Origin of the sequence: Luteimonas terricola (assembly GCF_004352845.1) — a bacterium.
Classification (GTDB): domain Bacteria; phylum Pseudomonadota; class Gammaproteobacteria; order Xanthomonadales; family Xanthomonadaceae; genus Luteimonas; species Luteimonas terricola.
In genome coordinates this window covers 326,023-342,947 of the sequence record NZ_SJRX01000001.1, presented here as the reverse complement: position 1 = coordinate 342,947, position 16,925 = coordinate 326,023, and the positions used below count along the sequence as shown (strand labels likewise).

Below are 16,925 nucleotides of genomic sequence, written 5' to 3'. Positions count from 1 at the left end.
AGCACCGGCGGCCTTTGCCGGGCGGCATGTAAACGTTTACATTCGACCCGATCCAGCGTGTGCGAGGGGTCGATGGCGATCACCATCAAGGATGTGGCGCGCGAAGCCGGGGTGTCGGTCGCCACGGTGTCGCGGGCCATCAACGACCAGGGCAACGTCGCCCCCGCCGTGCGCGAGCGCGTGCTGGCCGTCGCCCGCGCGCTCGACTACGCCCCGCACCAGGCGGCGCGCGCGCTGAGCAGCCGGCGTACGCACACCGTCGGCGTGGTCCTGCCGGACCTCCACGGCGAATTCTTTTCCGAGCTGATCCGCGGCATCGGCCAGGTGGCGCGTGCCCATGGCCTGCACATGCTGGTCTCGAGCGACCATGGCGATGCCCGCGAACAGGGTGCCGCGCTGCAGGCGATGCGTGGCCGCGTGGATGGGGTGCTGGTGATGGCGCCCACCGACGAGGCCGCCCGGGTCCTGTCGGGGCACCTGCCGCCTGGCCTGCCTGCCGTCCTCATCAATACGCCAGCCGCTGAAGGTGGCCGCGCGGGGATCCACGTGGACAACCGCGGCGGCGCGCGTGCCATGACCCGGCACCTGGTCGAGGCCGGCAGCCGCTGCATCGCTTTCATCGCCGGCCCCGACGACAACCACGAGGCGCGGGAGCGCCTGCAGGGCCATCGCGACGAACTCGAAGCGCTGATGCCCGGCACGCAGCCGTGGGTGCTGCCGGGTGGCTTCGACGAGGCTTCGGGACAGCGCGGCGTGCAGGCCATCCTGCAGGCCGGGCGCCGGCCGGACGCCGTGTTTGCCGCCAACGACATGATGGCGCTCGGTTGCCTGCAGGCGCTGGCGGCTGCGGGCGTACGCGTGCCCGGCCAGATCCTGGTCGCGGGTTTCGACGACATTCCGCTTGCGCGCCACGTGCACCCGACGCTCACCACGATGAAGGTAGACATCGCCGAACTCGGTGCGCGTGCGATGCGCGCGCTGATCGTTCCGGCGGACGGGGAGGGCGCCGCGGCAGTGCTCCCCGTGGTGCCGGAACTCGTGGTCCGAGAATCAAGCCGCCGCAGATGAAACAGGCCCGTCACCCCCGGGAGGGACGCGAATGAACCCCAGGCACATCCATAGACTCGAACGCTCGCTGCTTTGCTGCGCGCTGGCCGGCTGCATGCTGGTCACCACTCCTGCGTTTGCGCAGTCCACCTCGGCCTCGCTGCGTGGCCAGGTGATGGTCGATTCTGCGCCGGCCGCCGATGCGCGGGTCACCGCCACCAACCTCGCCTCTGGACTCACGCGCAGCGTCGACGCCGCCAACGGCCGCTATTCGCTGGCGGGCCTGCCGCCGGGGACGTACCGCATCGACGTGGAGGCGGCTGGGCGGGCGGACAGCCGCACGGTGACCCTGGCGGTCGGCCAGGTGGCCACCCTCGACCTTGGAGTCGGTGGCGTGGCCGAGTCCGCGCCTGTCGGCGACGCGACGGACATGTCGGCCGTGGTCGTGACCGGCGAGACGATGACCGAGACGCGCACGTCCGAAGTCGCCACCTACGTCAGCCAGCGGCAGATCGAGGCGCTGCCGCAGGGCACGCGCAACTTCCTGGCCTTCGCCGACACCGTGCCGGGCATGCAGTTCATCCAGGACGCGAGCGGCAATACCCGCCTGCGCTCGGGTGCGCAGAGCGCCAACGCGGTCAACGTCTTCATCGACGGCGTCGGCCAGAAGAACTACGTCACCACCGGTGGCGTGTCGGGGCAGGACACCAGCCGCGGCAATCCGTTCCCGCAATCGGCGGTCGGCGAATACAAGGTCATCACCCAGAACTACAAGGCCGAGTTCGACCAGCTCAGCAGCGCCGCCGTGGTCGCGGTCACGCGCTCGGGCAGCAACGAGTTCGAGGGCAGTTTCTTCCTCGACCATACCCGCACCGAGTGGCGCTCCAGGAGCACCTTCGAGGAGAACGGCGCGCCGAAAGCCGAGTCCGAGGAAACCCAGTATGGCGCCACCTTCGGTGGCCCGATCGTGCGCGACGTCGCGCACTTCTTCATTGCCTACGAGGCCAAGGAATACCAGTCGCCGCGTACCCTGGAGTTCGGGCGCGGCTTCCTGCCGGGCGAACTGCCCCCCGAGTTCAGGGAGCAGTACGGCACCGGCACCATCACGGCGCCGTTCAAGGAGGACCTGTGGTTCGCGAAGGTCGACCTGCAGGTTGGCGACGCGCACCTGTTCGAGCTCAGCACCAAATACCGTGAAGAGTCGGAGACGATCCAGGTCGGTGGCCAGCGCCTGCCGCCGGCGGCGACCGACAATACCAACGAGGAGACCCGCGTCGACCTGCGCTGGCAGTTCAGCAGCGGTGACTGGCTCAACGATGCCCACCTGGGTTACGAGGAGTCGTACTGGAGCCCGCAGCCGGCACTGTTCGCGCCCGGCTACATCCTGAGCGACGGCAACTGGTGGGAGACGATCGGCCACACGGGCGGCGGAGACAACTACCAGGACAAGGGCCAGGAAGGCTGGTCGCTGCAGAACGACCTGACCTACATGGGCTGGGCCGGGCACACGGTGAAGATGGGATTCAAGTACAAGTCCATCGACCTGCACACCCTGGAGCAGAACAAGTTCAACCCGCAGTTCTACTACGACATCCACGAAAGCCTGGTGGTGCCCACGCACGTCGAGTTCGGTGCGCCGGTGGCTGGCCTGGGCGATGGCACCGTGGATTCCGCCAACAGCCAGTTCGGCATCTACATCCAGGACGACTGGGAGGTCAACGCGCACCTGACGCTCAACATGGGCGTGCGCTGGGACGTGGAGGAGACGCCGAGCTACGAGGACTTCGTGACTCCGACCGACGTGGTTGCCGCGCTGGAGGCGTCGAACGCCAACCTGCCCGGCTCCAGCGTCGACATCGGCGACTTCATCAGCACCGGTAGCAACCGCGGCCGCGACGACGACAACATCGCGCCGCGGCTGGGCTTCTCGTACGACATCAATGGCGACCAGCGCCACGTGGTCTTCGGTGGCGTGGGTCGCTCCTACGATCGCAACCTGTTCGACTACCTGCAGAACGAGGTGTCCAAGGGCAGCTGGGGGCAGTACGTGTACAACTTCAACACGCCCCTGCATCCCTGCGACACGGTCTCCGACGCCACCTGCCGCGAGTGGGACCCCGCCTACCTGGATCCGGCGGTGCTGCGCGCCAGCGCCGTGGCCGGCGGGGCGCGCGAGGTGTTCCTCAACCACAACGACCTCGAGGTGCCGTACTCCGACCAGCTGAGCGTTGGCATGCGCAATGCTTTCGACATGTTCGGCCACGACTGGATCGCCGAGGTCACGCTGTCGCATATCCGCAGCCGCGACGGCATCGCCTTCATGCTTGGCAACCGGCTCGATGACGGCGGCTTCTTCCCCTCCGACCCGCCTGGAGCGACCGATCCGCCGCCGTGGGGCGCCGGCTTCGCCCCTTTCAGCAACATGATCCTGACGGTCAACGCGCTGGAGACCGATTCCAACGCCCTGTTCCTGCGCCTGGCGAAGAGCTACACACCGTCCTCGGGCTGGGGGGCCACGGTCGCCTACACCTACACCGACTCCGAGCAGAACAGCCCGATGGACGGCTGGCCCGGCGCCTTCAACGCCGAACGCATCGAGGATTACGGAGACTTCCCGGGCAAGGTGCCCGACCACAGGCTGGTGGCCACCGGCATCCTCGATGGTCCCTGGGATCTGACCTTCTCCGGCAAGTTGACCCTGGCCTCGGCGACGCCGCGCTACTACCAGAACTGCAACATGCCGGAGTGGGCGTACTGCCACTTCTCGTTCTATACGCCAGACGAGGACTTCAAGCAGTTCGACTTCGCGGTGGAGAAGCGCTGGGACACCGGTACCGATCTGCAACTGCGGCTGCGGGCCGACGTGCTGAACGTCTTCAACTGGGACAATTACAGCGGCTACGATGACTGGCGCGGCGGTGCCGGCGAGCCGCAAAACCCGAACTGGGGCAGGCCCAACGCCATCTCGCTGCCGACACGTACGTTCAAGGTCTCCATCGGATTCAACTGGTAAGCCATGCCCCGACCCTGGATCCGCAGCTGTTTTCCCGTTCTTGCCCTGATGTTGCTCGCCGCCTGCGGGCGCGAGCAGCAGCAGGAGGTCGAGCCGCCGCGGCCGGGTCCGATCGAGGAGGTGATGGTCACCGCGCCGCCGCCCCCCGATGCCGCGCCGCCCGCGCAGGAGCCGCTGCCGCCGCTGTTCCGCGACATTGAAAAGCGCACCTTCCAGTTCTTCTGGGACACCACAGACGAGCGCAACGGCATGACGCCCGACCGTTTCCCGTCGCGGCCGTTCGCGAGCGTGGCGGCGATCGGCTTCGCGCTGACCGCGTATCCGGTGGGCATCGAGAACGGCTGGATCGGCCGGCGCCAGGCGGTCGACCGCACGCTGTTGACGCTGGAGTTCCTGCTCGAGTCGCCGCAGGGGCCGGAGGAGACCGGCACCATCGGCCATCGCGGCTTCTTCTACCACTTCCTCGACATGCGCAGCGGGCACCGCTACGAGCCCTGGGTGGAGCTGTCGAGCGTCGATACCGGGCTGATGATGCTCGGCGTGCTGTTCGCGCAGAGCTACTACGACGGCGACGACCCGCGCGAGCAGCGCATCCGCGAGGTCGCCGAGGAGCTCTACCGGCGCATCGAATGGCCCTGGCTGCAGCAGCGGCCGCCGCTGATCTCGATGGGCTGGTATCCCGAGCGTGGCTTCATCGAGCACGACTGGACCGGCTACGACGAGGCCATGCTGGTCTACATCCTGGCGCTGGGCTCGCCGACGTACCCGGTGGAGCCCGAGGCATGGACGACCTGGACGCAGACCTACGACGACAGCTGGGGCATTTTCCAGGGCCAGGAGTACCTGAGCTTCGCGCCGCACTTCGGCCACCAGTACAGCCACGCCTGGATCGACTTCCGTGGCATCCGCGACGCCTACATGCGCGGACGCGGCATCGACTACTTCGAGAACTCGCGGCGCGCGACCTACGCCCAGCGTTCCTATGCGATCGAGAACCCGATGGGTTGGAAGGGCTACGGGGCCGACATCTGGGGGCTGACCGCAAGCGACGGTCCGCAGCGCACCGACCAGGTCTACGAGGGCACGCTGCGCGGGTTCCGCCACTACAGCGCACGCGGTGCGGGGATCGCGGTGGCCTTCGACGACGGCACCATCGCGCCGACCGCGGCGATCGGCTCGCTGCCGTACGCGCCCGAAATCGTGATCCCGGCCACCCGCGCCCTGGTGGAGCAGTACGGCGAGTACCTGTTCTCCAGCTACGGCTTCCTGGACTCCTTCAATCCGAGCTTCGATTACGACATCCCGCTCAAGACCGGCCGCATCGTTCCCGACAAGGGCTGGGTGGCCAGCGACTACATCGGCATCGACCAGGGGCCGATCCTGATCGGGATCGCGAACTACCGGAACGACTTCGTCTGGGACGTCATGAAGCGCAACCCGCACATTCGCAGGGGCCTGGAGCGCGCGGGATTCACCGGCGGCTGGCTGGCGGAGCTGCAGGCACAGGATGAGGCGGAGGCGCTGGATCGAGCGGCCGACGAAGCGGGCGCAGCGGACGCCACGGATGAAGTGGACGACGCGGCCGAAGCGCCCGAAGCGGACCGGACGTCCACAGTTGCCCCGCCGCGCGGGGGCTGACGCGGCATGTCGCAGTCCCGTCCCCGCGGTGTCCATGCCGCGCTGCTGCTCGCGCTGGTGGTGCTGGGCGCCCTGGTCGCCGGCTGCGCGCGCAAGGTCGACGACGGGACGACCACGATCCGCTTCTGGGCCATGGGCCGCGAGGCCGAGATCGTTGCGACGCTGCTGCCGGACTTCCAGCGCGAGCATCCGCAGCTGCGCGTGGAGCTGCAGGCGATCCCATGGACGGCCGCGCACGAGAAGCTGCTGACGGCCTATGCCGCCGATGCGATGCCCGACCTGCTGCAGTTGGGCAACACCTGGATCCCCGAGTTCGCCGCGCTCGACGCGCTGGAGCCGCTGGGGGCGCGGATCGACGCCTCGGCCACCATCGATGCAGGCGATTATTTCCCGGGGATCCGGGACACGAATGTCGTCGATGACGAGGTGCTCGGCGTGCCCTGGTACGTGGACACGCGGCTGCTGTTCTACCGCAAGGACATCCTGCGCGATGCCGGTGTCGCCGTGCCGCTTCGCACCTGGGACGAGTGGGCATCGGCGATGGAAGCGATCCAGCGCCACGTCGGCCCCGGGCGTTACGCCATCCTGCTGCCGCTCAACGAGTTCGAACCGCAGCTCTCGCTCGCGTTGCAGCAGCCCGATCCGCTGCTGCGCGACAACGGCACCCGAGGGAATTTCCAGAGCGACGGCTTTCGCGAGACATTGGCCTTCTACGCCAGGATGTTCGAGGAGGGCTGGGCGCCGGTGCTGTCGGAAACCCAGATCTCCAACGTCTGGGACGAGTTCTTCCGTGGCTTCAACGCCTTCTACCTCTCGGGTCCCTGGAATATCCGCGAGTTCCGCCGGCGCGCGCCACCTGGGCTGGCCGACCAGTGGGGCACGATGCCGCTGCCCGGCCCGGACGGTCCGGGCGCGGGGATCGCCGGCGGCACCAGCCTGGTGCTGCCGCGGGGCGGTGCGCACGCCGACGCGGCGTGGCTGCTGGTGGAGTACCTGTCGCGGCCCGAGGTGCAGCGGCGCTTCCATGCCCTCAGCGGCAACCTGCCGCCGCGGCGCAGCACCTGGGAGCACCCCGAGCTGGCCGATGATCCGCTGGCCGCGGCCTTCCGCGACCAGCTGGAGCGCGTGCGCCCCACGCCCAAGGTGCTGGAATGGGAGCGCATCGCGCAGGAGATCCGCCTGGTGACCGAGCGCGTGGTACGCGGGGGGCTGCCGCAGGACCAGGCCGTGCGGCAGCTCGACGCCAGCGTCGACGCGATCCTCGCCAAGCGCCGCTGGATCGTCGAACAGGAGGGACGCTGATGCGCGCCGGCATCGCCGGATGGATGTTCGTGGCGCCGGCGCTGCTCGTGCTGGGCGTGTTCTTCGCGCTGCCGGTGGCATCGGCACTGCTGTTGAGCCTGACCGACTTCGACCTCTACGCACTGGCCGATCCAGACCACCTGCGTTTTGTCGCGTTCGACAACTACATCGAGCTGCTGCGTACGCCGATCTTCTGGAAGGCGCTGTGGAACACCACCTACTTCGTCGTCGTCGGGGTGCCGCTGTCGATCGCGGTCTCGCTGGCCGCGGCGCTGCTGCTCGACTCCGGACTGGCGCGTGCCAGGGCCTTCTTCCGCACCGCGCTGTTCGCGCCGGTGGTGACCACCCTGGTGGCGGTAGCGGTGATCTGGCGCTACCTCTTCCACACCAGCTATGGCCTGGTGAACTGGGCGTTGGGGCACATCGGCATCGCGCCGATCGACTGGCTGGGCGACCCGCTGTGGGCGATGCCGACGATCATCGGCTTCGCGGTGTGGAAGAACTTCGGCTACAACATGGTGATCCTGCTCGCCGGCCTGCAGGCGGTCCCGCGCGAACTCTACGAGGCCGCGCGCATCGACGGCGCGTCGACCTGGCGGCAGATCCTCCACATCACCCTGCCGTCCCTGGGGCCGGTGCTGCTGGTGGTGTCGGTGATCACGGTGTCGGGTTACTTCCAGCTCTTCGCCGAACCCTACGTGATGACCCGGGGCGATCCGCTGCAGTCCACGGTGAGCGTGCTGTACTTCATGTTCGAGGAAGGCTTCAAGTGGTGGAACCTCGGCCGCGCGTCGGCGGTCGCGTTCATGCTGTTCCTGGTGATCCTGGGCGCGACCACGCTGCTGCTGCGCGCCGGCCGCAAGCGGGACCTGGTATGAGCAGGCCGGTGGGTGGCTCGCGGCTGCAGCTGCTGCTGGTCAACGGCGCGCTGGCGCTGTTCGCGCTGCTGGCGCTGGCACCGCTGGCTTGGATGGTCTCGGTGTCGTTCATGCCGATGGGCGAGGCCAGCCGCTTTCCGCCGCCGCTGCTCCCGGCCGCGGTCACGCTCGACAACTACCGGGAGCTGTTCGCGCGCACCGGGTTCGGCCGCGCGTTCGGCAACAGCCTCGTCGTGTCGTTTGCGATCACGCTCGGCTCGCTGCTGGTCAACACCGCCGCCGGCTATGCCTTCGCCAAGCTGCGCTTCCGCGGCCGCGAGCGGCTGTTCCAGCTGATGCTGGCGGCGCTGGTGGTCCCGGCGCAGGTGGCGATGCTGCCCCTGTTCCTGCTGATGAAGGAGCTGGGACTGGTCAACAGCCTGGGCGGCGTGGTGGTTCCGGCGCTGGCGGGCGTGTTCGGGATCTTCCTGGTGCGGCAGTACGCGCGCTCGATCCCGGACGCGCTGATCGAGGCTGCGCGCATCGACGGCGCCGGCGAACTGCGGATCTTCTTCCAGGTCGTGCTGCCGATGCTGAAGCCGGTGCTGGTGACGCTGGCGATCTTCACCTTCATGGCTGCGTGGAACGATTTCATGTGGCCGCTGATCGTGCTTGCCGAGCAGCAGCAGTACACGCTGCCGGTGGCGCTGGCCGCGCTGTCGCGCGAACACATCATGGACGTTGAGATGATGATGGCCGGTGCCGTGGTCACGGTGCTCCCGGTGCTGCTGTTGTTCCTGGCGCTGCAGCGCTATTACATGCAGGGGCTGTTGCTGGGCAGCGTCAAGGGCTGAGGAGATGCGGGTGATGGGTTTCAAGGAGACCGTGCGGGCCTGCGGGCGCGGTGCCGGGCGCCGCTGCCGGCGGGCGCGTTGGGCCGCGGCGGCGCTGCTTGCGCTGTCCGCATGCCTGCTGACGGTTCCGGCCGTCGCGCAGGAGGCCATCTCCACGCGCCTGCTCGATGACTTCGAAAGCCCGCTTGCCTGGAGCACGGTGGCCTCGGACCAGGTCAGCGCCTCGATCCGCGTCGCCGAGGGCGACGAGGGGCGTGCGCTGTGCCTGGACTACGACTTCAACGGCGTCTCCGGCCACGCCGGTATCCAGCGCGCATTGCCGCTCGACTATCCCGGCAACTACCGCTTCGACCTGCGCCTGCGCGGCGACGCGCCGGCCAACGACCTGCAGTTCAAGCTGGTCGACGCCACCGGCGACAATGTGTGGTGGGTCAACCGGACGTCCGTCGATCCGCCGGCGCGCTGGACACCCGTGCGGCACAAGGCCCGGCACATCGTGAAGGCCTGGGGACCGGATCCGGATCCGACGCTGCGCACCAGCGCGACGCTGGAGTTCGTGGTGTACAACCGCGTCGGTGGGCAGGGCTCGGTATGTTTCGACCAACTCACGTTCAGCGAACTGGCGCCGGCCGACGACAGCCCGCTCACGGCCACGGGCTTGGCCACCGCGGGCGACGCCGCCTCGGCAGTGGATGGCGACGCCGCCACCGCCTGGCGCGCGCCGGCGATCACCGGCGGCCAGCGGCTTGTGCTCGACCTGGGCAGCATCCGCGAATTCGGCGGCCTGTCGCTCGACTGGCTGCCGGGTGCGCAGGCTTCGCGCTATGGAGTCCAGCTGTCCGACGACGGGGCAGGGTGGCGCAACGTCCGCGCGGTGAATGCCGGCAACGGCGGGCGCGACTGGATCGCGCTGCCGGAATCCGAAGCACGCTACGTCGCGCTGGATTTCATTGCCGGTCCCGGTCCGGAATTCGCACTGGCGGAGGCCGCGGTCAAGCCGCTCGGATTCAGCGCGCATCCCAACGATTTCGTGCGCGCCGTGGCCGCCGACCTGCCTCGCGGGCGTTTCCCGCGTGGCTTCAGCAGCGAACAGCCCTACTGGACGATCATCGGCCTCGATGGTGGCCTGCAGCAGGGACTGATCGGCGAGGACGGCGCGGTCGAAGTCGCGCGTGGTGGCTTCAGCATCGAGCCCTTCGTGATCGCCGACGGCGGCCTTGTCAGCTGGGCCGATGGCGCGCCGCGGCAGTCGCTGCAGGATGGCTATCTGCCGATCCCGAGCGTCGACTGGCGCCACCGCGATTTCTCGCTGCGCGTCACCGCGTTCGCCACCGGTGAGCCCAGGAACTCGCAGCTGGTGCTCCGCTACCGCCTGGCCAATATCAGCGGTCGCGCCCAGGAGCTCCAGCTTGCCCTTGCCACGCGACCGCTGCAGGTCAACCCGCCGGCGCAGTTCCTCAACACCATCGGCGGTGTGAGCCGGATCGAGGACATCGCCGTCGACGGCGGCATGGTTTCGGTTGCGGGCTTGCCACGGGTGTTCGCCAAGCAGATACCGCAGGCCTCGTTCGCGTCGGCCTTCGATGCCGGGGACGTGGTGCAGCACCTGGCCAGCGGGACGCTTCCTTCCACCACGCGCGTGGTGGACGATCCCACCGGGCTGGCATCGGCGGCCATGGTCTACCGCATGCGCCTGGGGCCGGGGGAGGTCGGCAGCGTCGAGGTGATGGTGCCGATGACCGGTGGCAGCGCCCCTGCGCGGCGCTGGTGGGACGCCGAGGCGCTGCAGCGCCAGGTCGCGGCGCAGTGGCGTGGCAAGCTCGACCAGGTGCGCCTGGACCTGCCGCCGCAGGGGCAGGCCCTGGCCGACAGCCTGCGTACGGCGCTGGCGCACATGCTCATTTCGCGCGTGGGCCCGCGATTGCAGCCGGGCACGCGCTCGTACTCGCGCAGCTGGATCCGCGACGGCGCGATGATCTCCGAAGGCCTGCTGCGCCTTGGGCGCGCCGACGCCGTGCGCGATTACGTCGAGTGGTATGCGCCGTTCCAGTTCGACGACGGCAAGGTGCCGTGCTGCGTCGACGACCGCGGCAGCGACCCGGTGCCGGAGAACGACAGCCACGGCGAGCTGATCTTCAACATCGCCGAGTACTGGCGCTACACCGGCGACGACGCCTTCCTCGAACGCATGTGGCCGCACGTGCTCGCGGCCTGGGAGTACATGGAAGTCCTGGCGCTGAGCGAGCGCACCGAGGCCAACCGCGCGATCGATCCCGCCTTCTACGGAATGATGCCGGCCTCGATCAGCCACGAGGGCTATTCGGCCAAGCCGATGCACTCGTACTGGGACAACTTCTGGGCGCTGCGCGGCTACAAGGATGCCGTGCAGGTGGCCGAAGCGCTCGGGAAGGCCGCCGATGCCGCGCGCATGGCCGCTTCCCGCGATCGCTTCCGCGCCGACCTCATGGCCTCGCTGGACGCCGCGGCCGCGCGCCACGGCATCGACTACATTCCCGGCGCCGCCGAGCTCGGCGACTTCGACGCCACCTCCACCACCATTGCCCTGGCGCCGGGCGGCGAACTCGCCAAGCTGCCGGCCGACCGCCTGCACAACACCTTCGAGCGCTACTGGCGCGAGTTCGTCGCGCGCGGCGACGGCCAGCGCGAGTGGGATGCCTACACGCCCTACGAGTGGCGCAACGTGGGGGCCTTCGTGCGCCTGGGCTGGCGCGAACGCGCCTGGGCTGCAACCGACTGGTTCATGGCCGATCGCGCGCCGCCGACGTGGAACCAGTGGGCGGAAGTGGTGACGCCGACGCCGCGCAAGCCCTTCTTCCTCGGCGACCTGCCGCATGCCTGGGTGGCCTCGGACTTCGTGCGCTCGGCGCTGGACATGTTCGCCCACGTGCGCGAGTCCGACGACAGCATCGTGCTTGCCGCGGGGGTGCCCGCGGACTGGTTCGGCCAGGGCTTCGGCCTCCGCGGCCTGCGTACGCCCGGTGGGGCGCTGGCGTACTCGTTCCAGCGCGACGACGATGTGCTCGTGCTCGAGGTCGAAGACGGCCTCGAGCTGCCGCCGGGTGGGCTGGTGCTGCCCTGGCCATGGAACGGCGATGCCCCGGGCGCAACCACCATCGACGGTCGTCCGGCGACGTGGGAGGAAGCGGAACTGCGCATCCTGCACGTGCCCGCACGCGTCGAGATCGAGCGTCCCGCGCGCCCGGTGGACCCGGCGCCCAGCGGATGACGCCGATGCTGGACCAGCAACTGGCGGATCCGCAGCGCGCCACGTTCCCGGTCTGGCCGCTGCCACTGGCCATCGCGGCGCTGCTGGTGGTGGCCGTGCACCTTGCCTGGGGGCTGTCGGTGCGCGACGGCCACGTGCCGGCGTGCATCCCCTACCTCGAAGGCTGCACGTCGATCAGCCGTGCCGCGCGCCACGGGCTCGGCAACCATGTGTTCCGGCTCATGGTCCTGCCGTGCACGGCGCTGCTGGCCCTGCACTGGTGGTCGTCCGCGCGCTGGCTGGCGCTGCGTGGAGCGCTGCGGGGCGGTGGCTGGCTGCTCGCGCTCGGCGTCGCGGCCGCGGTGGCGCTGGCGGTATACGCGACCTTCCTGGGCACCGAGGGCGCCGCGTACCGCTTCATGCGCCGCTACGGCGTGATCGCCTACTTCGGCGCCAGCTACCTGGCGCAGCTGCTGTTCCTGCGCATGGGGCGCGCGGTGGATGCGCCAGGCGGGCGCTTGCAGACGGCCATGGTCGCGATCTGCGGCCTGATGCTGGCCCTGGGGGTCGGCAACGTGGCGGCGTCCGCCCTGGTGGCCGATCCGCTGCTGAAGGACCGCATCGAGAACGTGCTGGAGTGGCAGCTGGGCGTGTTCCTGGTCGCCTGGTACCTGCTGCAGGCCTGGCTGTGGCACCGCAGCGGCTATCGCCTCGGGCTGGTCCTCGGCCCAGGCGGCCCGCCGCGGGCGTCATAGCCGCGCTTCGACCGGCTCCTGCCTGGTTGCGGCCCGATCGATCATGGGCACCACAGGATGCGCAGCGGTGCCCCGGGCGTCGTGAATGCGATGCGCACCGGGAACTCCATCGGGTCGTTGCCGGCGAGCACCCGGTCGAGGAGCTCGCGCTTGTGTGCGCCACGGATCAGCAACAGCCGAGTGTGCGCCGGCGCCAGGCCCGCGGGCGTAAGGCTCACCCGGCGCGTCCATGGACCGGCACCGGGGCAGCCGGTGGCATCCACCGCCACATAGGGCCGCGGCGAGGCAAGCGCACTGTCCAGGCCGGACATGTTCGGGAACAGCGATGCGACGTGGCCGTCATCGCCCATGCCCAGCACGACCACGCCGGCGGGGTGCGCTGCATGCATGTTGGCGATGGTCACTGCCTCCTCGAAGCTGCGCCCGGCGCATGTGATCGACTCGAAGCGCGCGGCGGCGGCGCGATCGGCCAGCAGCGATTCGCGCACCAGGCGCGCGTTGCTGTCGGGTTCGTCGGGCAGCAGCCAGCGTTCATCGACCAGGGCGACATCGACGCGGTCCCAGGCCAGCGGTGCCCGGGCCAGGGCGGCATAGGCCGGCCCGGGGGTGCGGCCGCCGGAGAGCAGCAGGCGCGCGCGCGGCTCGGCCTCGAGCGCGCGACCGAGCGCGGCGGCCAGGGTGACGGCCGCAGCCCACGCCCACTGCGTGCTGTCCTGGAAGGCCTGGAACTCGACGCCTTCACGTATCGGGATACCGCCCCTGGCGCCGGTCTGCAGATGGATGTCGTGCATGCCGGCGCCGTCGTCCTTCAGTAAGGGAGCGGATCGGAAAGCGTGCGTCCGTTGCTGGCGATGACCTTCGAGTACCAGCGCGCGCTGTCCTTGGGCGTGCGCTCCTGCGTGCCGTAGTTCACGTGCACGATACCGAAGCGCTTCGAGTATCCAAGCGACCACTCCAGGTTGTCCAGCAGCGACCAGGCCATGTAGCCGCGGATGTCCACGCCGGCATCGATCGCGTCGCGGATCGCGGTGAGGTGCTTGCGCAGGTAGTCGATGCGCAGCGGATCCCGCACGCGGCCCTCATCGGCCACCGCCGGATCGAAGAACGCCGCGCCGTTCTCGGTGATGTAGACGGGCAGGTCGCCGTAGGTGTCCTTGAACCAGAGCAGCAGGTCGGTGAGGCCCTGCGGAAACACTTCCCAGCCCGTCTCGGTATAGGTGCCCAGCGGCTGCCGCACCACGGCGGTCTTCAGCGGATAGCTGTCGCCGGCGGCGGTCACGCTGCGCGTGTAGTAGTTGATGCCGACGAAATCCAGCGGCTGCCTGATGAGTGCGAAGTCTTCCGCCGGCCAGTCCGGCCAGGCGTCGCCGAAAATTTCCTTCAGCTCCGGCGGGTAGTGGCCGAGCAGGGCGGGGTGCAGGAACTGCTCGTTCATGTAGGCGTGCGCGCGGCGTACGGCGGCGGCGTCTTCGGCCGAATCGCTGGCCGGGTACTTGGGCTCGATGTTCACCACCAGGCCGATCTCGTGCCGGCCCTCGGCGCGGTAGGCCTGCACCGCGGCGCCGTGCGCGCGCATCAGGTTGTGCGCGGCGATCGGCGCCTCGTAGCGGCTGCGATGGCCGGGGGCCAGCGCGCCGTGCAGGTAACCGCCGTCGGTGACCACCCAGGGCTCGTTGATCGTCGCCCACTTTTTCACCCGGCCGTCGAGCGCGCGGTAGAGCGTGCTGCCGTACTCGGCGAACCAGTCCGCGCAGTCGCGGTTGAGCCAGCCGCCACGGTCGTCCAGCGCCGCGGGCAGGTCCCAGTGGAACAGGGTGAGCAGGGGCTCGATGTCGTTCGCGAGCAGTTCGTCGACCAGGCGGGAATAGAAGTCCAGGCCGGCCTGATTCACGCGCCCGGTACCCTCCGGGTGGATGCGCGACCAGGAGACGCTGAAGCGATAGGCCTTCAGGCCCAGCTCGCGCATCAGCGCGACGTCCTGCTTCCAGCGCCCGTAGTGGTCGCAGGCGACGTCGCCGGTGTCGCCGTTGAGGGTCATGCCCGGCGTGTGCGCGAAGCGCGTCCAGATGCTGGGGCCGGCACCGTCGGCCAGCGGCGAGCCCTCGATCTGATGGGCGGCGGTGGCGGCACCCCACAGGAAACCGTCCGGAAAGCGGAGGTCCCTGGCGGGCGTGGGGGAATCGGGCATGGGACGTGGGACTCCGGGCTGCCGCTGTGCGCGGTGGATGCGTTGAAAACGGTTACATTGCGAGGATAACGCAGTGCCTCCGCGAGTGTCATCGCGGGAAAACCCGGGAGCGAGGATGGCGCAGGTCCGGCTGGAACACGTCCGCAAGGTCTATCCCGACGGCTTCGTCGCCGTCCACGACGCCAGCTTCGAGGCCGGCGACGGCGAGCTGCTGGTGCTCGTCGGGCCCTCGGGCTGCGGCAAGTCCACACTGCTGCGGATGATCGCGGGCCTGGAGGCGGTGGACGGCGGCACGATCGCGATCGGCGACCGCGTGGTCAACGACGTCGCCCCGCGCGACCGCGATATCGCCATGGTGTTCCAGAACTACGCCCTGTATCCGCACATGACCGTGGCCGGGAACCTGGCCTTCGGCCTGAAGCTGCGCGGCATGGACAAGGCGGCGATTGCCGGGCGGGTTGCGGACGCGGCGAAGATGCTGGGCCTGGAGGACATGCTCGAGCGCAAGCCCGCCGCACTGTCCGGCGGCCAGCGCCAGCGCGTGGCCCTGGGCCGCGCCCTCGTGCGCCAGCCGCAGGTGTTCCTGCTCGACGAGCCGCTGTCCAACCTCGACGCCCGCCTGCGCGCGGCGATGCGGGTGGAGATCGCGCGCCTGCACCGCAGCCTCGGCACCACCATGGTCTACGTCACCCACGACCAGGTGGAGGCGATGACCCTCGGCCAGCGCATCGTGGTGCTCGATGGCGGACGTATCCAGCAGGTCGACACCCCGATGGCGCTGTACGAGCGTCCGGCGAACCTGTTCGTGGCGACCTTCCTCGGCAGCCCGGCGATGAACGTGATCAAGGGGCGGATCGAAGCCGCCGCTGGCGTGCCGACGCTGCTGGCAGGTGGAGGTGTGCGCCTGCCGCTGCCTGGACTGCGGATGCCCGAAGCCTGGCTGGGACGCGAGCTGGCCGTGGGCCTGCGTCCGGAGCATCTGCTGCGCGCGGATGGCGCGGTCGGTTCCGCTGCCGGCGGGACGCTTGGCGTGGGTGTATTCGAGGCCGTGGTCGAGGTGGTCGAGCCGGTCGGCAGCGAGGTCTTCGTCAACCTGCGCCTGGGCGACCACGCCCTGGTCGCCCGGCTTCCGCCCGGCCAGCTGCCGCGCGTCGGCGAGACGCTGTCGATGCGCGTGGCCGTGGAAGCGCTGCACTTCTTCGATCCCGACAACGACGGGCGGCGGCTGGATCCGTAGTCGATCCCGCCAGCGGCGCGCGACTGTAATCCAAGCGCGATGTTGCGGCGAGGTGTAGTACGAACTACTTCCTCTGCAAGGGCGTTCAAGAACTGGTTCGCTTTGTATCAGCCGGCCGCCCTGGCCAAAAGCCCGGCTGATTGATGCCGCTCAGCACATCTGCTACATCTGTGCCATGAACGCTTGGGGAGGCGATATTCATGTGGCTCGAAGAGGGCGACGCCTGTCGTCGGAGCTTGATCGTATGTGTGGCCGCTGTCGCAGCGCTGATAGGCTATTTTCCTGGCGAGGCTCAAGCGACGACGACCCTCGATCCCATAGTAGTAAAAGGTGTCCTGCCAGAACAGATCGGCACGCTTGGGGGGAGCTGGGGCGTGGAAATCGGTGGGTATCAACTCCAAGATGGTGGCTTCTCCGGAAACACGGGACAACTCGAGCAACTTGGCGATAAAGATGCGGGAACAAGAGGCTGCGACAAGTCCGTCACAGGAAATCCCGTTGTAATTTCAACGGGCAACAAGACTGAGCCCGAGCTCGATTTCGACGCCGGTGGGTTGCGTCTGGAGCGTGTGTGGAATCAGCACTGGGATGGTGTCGGCATTTTCGGATACCACTGGCTCAGTAGTTTCGATTTCAAGCTGAGCTTTGGCGGAAGCTACGAGAACGGCCCCTGTTATCCGATCAATGGCGAGGCCGAATGCCAGACCGCAGCCAGCGCCACGATCATTTGGGCGCATCGCCCCGACGGGCGCAAGATCCGCTTTCTGAAGCAGTCCGAGGGGGTCTTCTTCGAAGACTAAGGCCTCCG

Annotated in this window: 12 protein-coding genes; 10 read left to right on the top strand and 2 right to left on the bottom strand. The window is 68.9% G+C overall.

Translation table 11 applies throughout. From position 1 onward, the window contains the following. Positions 1-72: 72 nt before the first annotated feature. The 8 genes from E2169_RS01555 (at position 73) to E2169_RS01520 (ending at position 12,692) form a co-directional block, all read left to right on the top strand. A complete protein-coding gene (locus E2169_RS01555) occupies positions 73-1,068 on the top strand; it encodes a LacI family DNA-binding transcriptional regulator (protein WP_132984861.1) in 996 nt (331 codons plus the stop codon). 31 nt (positions 1,069-1,099) lie between these two features. Further along, positions 1,100-4,060, top strand: a complete 2,961-nt coding sequence (locus E2169_RS01550; protein ID WP_229659120.1) for a TonB-dependent receptor domain-containing protein — start codon at positions 1,100-1,102, stop codon at positions 4,058-4,060. Between the two features lie 3 nt (positions 4,061-4,063). Beyond that, on the top strand, positions 4,064-5,698 hold the full coding sequence (locus E2169_RS01545; RefSeq protein WP_370465103.1) for a glucoamylase family protein: 1,635 nt from the start codon (positions 4,064-4,066) through the stop codon (positions 5,696-5,698). Between the two features lie 6 nt (positions 5,699-5,704). Next, positions 5,705-7,000, top strand: a complete 1,296-nt coding sequence (locus E2169_RS01540) for a sugar ABC transporter substrate-binding protein (RefSeq protein ID WP_132984860.1) — start codon at positions 5,705-5,707, stop codon at positions 6,998-7,000. Then, a complete protein-coding gene (locus tag E2169_RS01535; protein ID WP_132984859.1) occupies positions 7,000-7,878 on the top strand; it encodes a carbohydrate ABC transporter permease in 879 nt (292 codons plus the stop codon). The genes E2169_RS01540 and E2169_RS01535 overlap by 1 nt, the downstream gene beginning before the upstream one ends. Further along, complete coding sequence (locus E2169_RS01530) at positions 7,875-8,711, top strand: carbohydrate ABC transporter permease (protein WP_132984858.1); 837 nt, start codon at positions 7,875-7,877, stop codon at positions 8,709-8,711. The genes E2169_RS01535 and E2169_RS01530 overlap by 4 nt, the downstream gene beginning before the upstream one ends. Positions 8,712-8,826: 115 nt before the next feature. Beyond that, positions 8,827-11,958, top strand: a complete 3,132-nt coding sequence (locus E2169_RS01525; protein ID WP_370465143.1) for a discoidin domain-containing protein — start codon at positions 8,827-8,829, stop codon at positions 11,956-11,958. Between the two features lie 5 nt (positions 11,959-11,963). Then, a complete protein-coding gene (locus tag E2169_RS01520) occupies positions 11,964-12,692 on the top strand; it encodes a hypothetical protein (protein ID WP_132984856.1) in 729 nt (242 codons plus the stop codon). A 41-nt stretch (positions 12,693-12,733) separates the two neighbouring features. Here the strand turns inward: E2169_RS01520 and pgl are convergent, their stop codons facing one another. Continuing rightward, complete coding sequence (gene pgl, locus E2169_RS01515) at positions 12,734-13,483, bottom strand: 6-phosphogluconolactonase (protein ID WP_132984855.1); 750 nt, start codon at positions 13,481-13,483, stop codon at positions 12,734-12,736. A 17-nt stretch (positions 13,484-13,500) separates the two neighbouring features. Then, on the bottom strand, positions 13,501-14,880 hold the full coding sequence (locus E2169_RS01510; protein WP_132984854.1) for a GH1 family beta-glucosidase: 1,380 nt from the start codon (positions 14,878-14,880) through the stop codon (positions 13,501-13,503). A 115-nt stretch (positions 14,881-14,995) separates the two neighbouring features. Here E2169_RS01510 and E2169_RS01505 point away from each other — a divergent pair, with 115 nt between their 5' ends. Continuing rightward, positions 14,996-16,117 carry an ABC transporter ATP-binding protein gene (locus tag E2169_RS01505; RefSeq protein WP_132984853.1) on the top strand — a complete coding sequence of 374 codons (1,122 nt, stop codon included), beginning with the start codon at positions 14,996-14,998 and terminating at the stop codon, positions 16,115-16,117. Between the two features lie 200 nt (positions 16,118-16,317). Further along, the gene (locus E2169_RS01500; protein WP_132984852.1) at positions 16,318-16,917 is read left to right on the top strand and encodes a DUF6531 domain-containing protein; all 600 of its coding nucleotides are present in this window, start codon (positions 16,318-16,320) and stop codon (positions 16,915-16,917) included. The last annotated feature ends 8 nt before the right edge of the window (positions 16,918-16,925 follow it).

Bases quoted from the DNA above. Each gene is read 5' to 3' on its own strand.
- E2169_RS01510 (WP_132984854.1), bottom strand. From the start codon at position 14,880: ATGCCCGATTCCCCCACGCCCGCCAGGGACCTCCGCTTTCCGGACGGT.
- E2169_RS01550 (WP_229659120.1), top strand. From the start codon at position 1,100: ATGAACCCCAGGCACATCCATAGACTCGAACGCTCGCTGCTTTGCTGC.
- E2169_RS01535 (WP_132984859.1), top strand. From the start codon at position 7,000: ATGCGCGCCGGCATCGCCGGATGGATGTTCGTGGCGCCGGCGCTGCTC.
- E2169_RS01540 (WP_132984860.1), top strand. From the start codon at position 5,705: ATGTCGCAGTCCCGTCCCCGCGGTGTCCATGCCGCGCTGCTGCTCGCG.
- pgl (WP_132984855.1), bottom strand. From the start codon at position 13,483: ATGCACGACATCCATCTGCAGACCGGCGCCAGGGGCGGTATCCCGATA.
- E2169_RS01545 (WP_370465103.1), top strand. From the start codon at position 4,064: ATGCCCCGACCCTGGATCCGCAGCTGTTTTCCCGTTCTTGCCCTGATG.
- E2169_RS01520 (WP_132984856.1), top strand. From the start codon at position 11,964: ATGCTGGACCAGCAACTGGCGGATCCGCAGCGCGCCACGTTCCCGGTC.
- E2169_RS01555 (WP_132984861.1), top strand. From the start codon at position 73: ATGGCGATCACCATCAAGGATGTGGCGCGCGAAGCCGGGGTGTCGGTC.
- E2169_RS01530 (WP_132984858.1), top strand. From the start codon at position 7,875: ATGAGCAGGCCGGTGGGTGGCTCGCGGCTGCAGCTGCTGCTGGTCAAC.
- E2169_RS01505 (WP_132984853.1), top strand. From the start codon at position 14,996: ATGGCGCAGGTCCGGCTGGAACACGTCCGCAAGGTCTATCCCGACGGC.
- E2169_RS01500 (WP_132984852.1), top strand. From the start codon at position 16,318: ATGTGGCTCGAAGAGGGCGACGCCTGTCGTCGGAGCTTGATCGTATGT.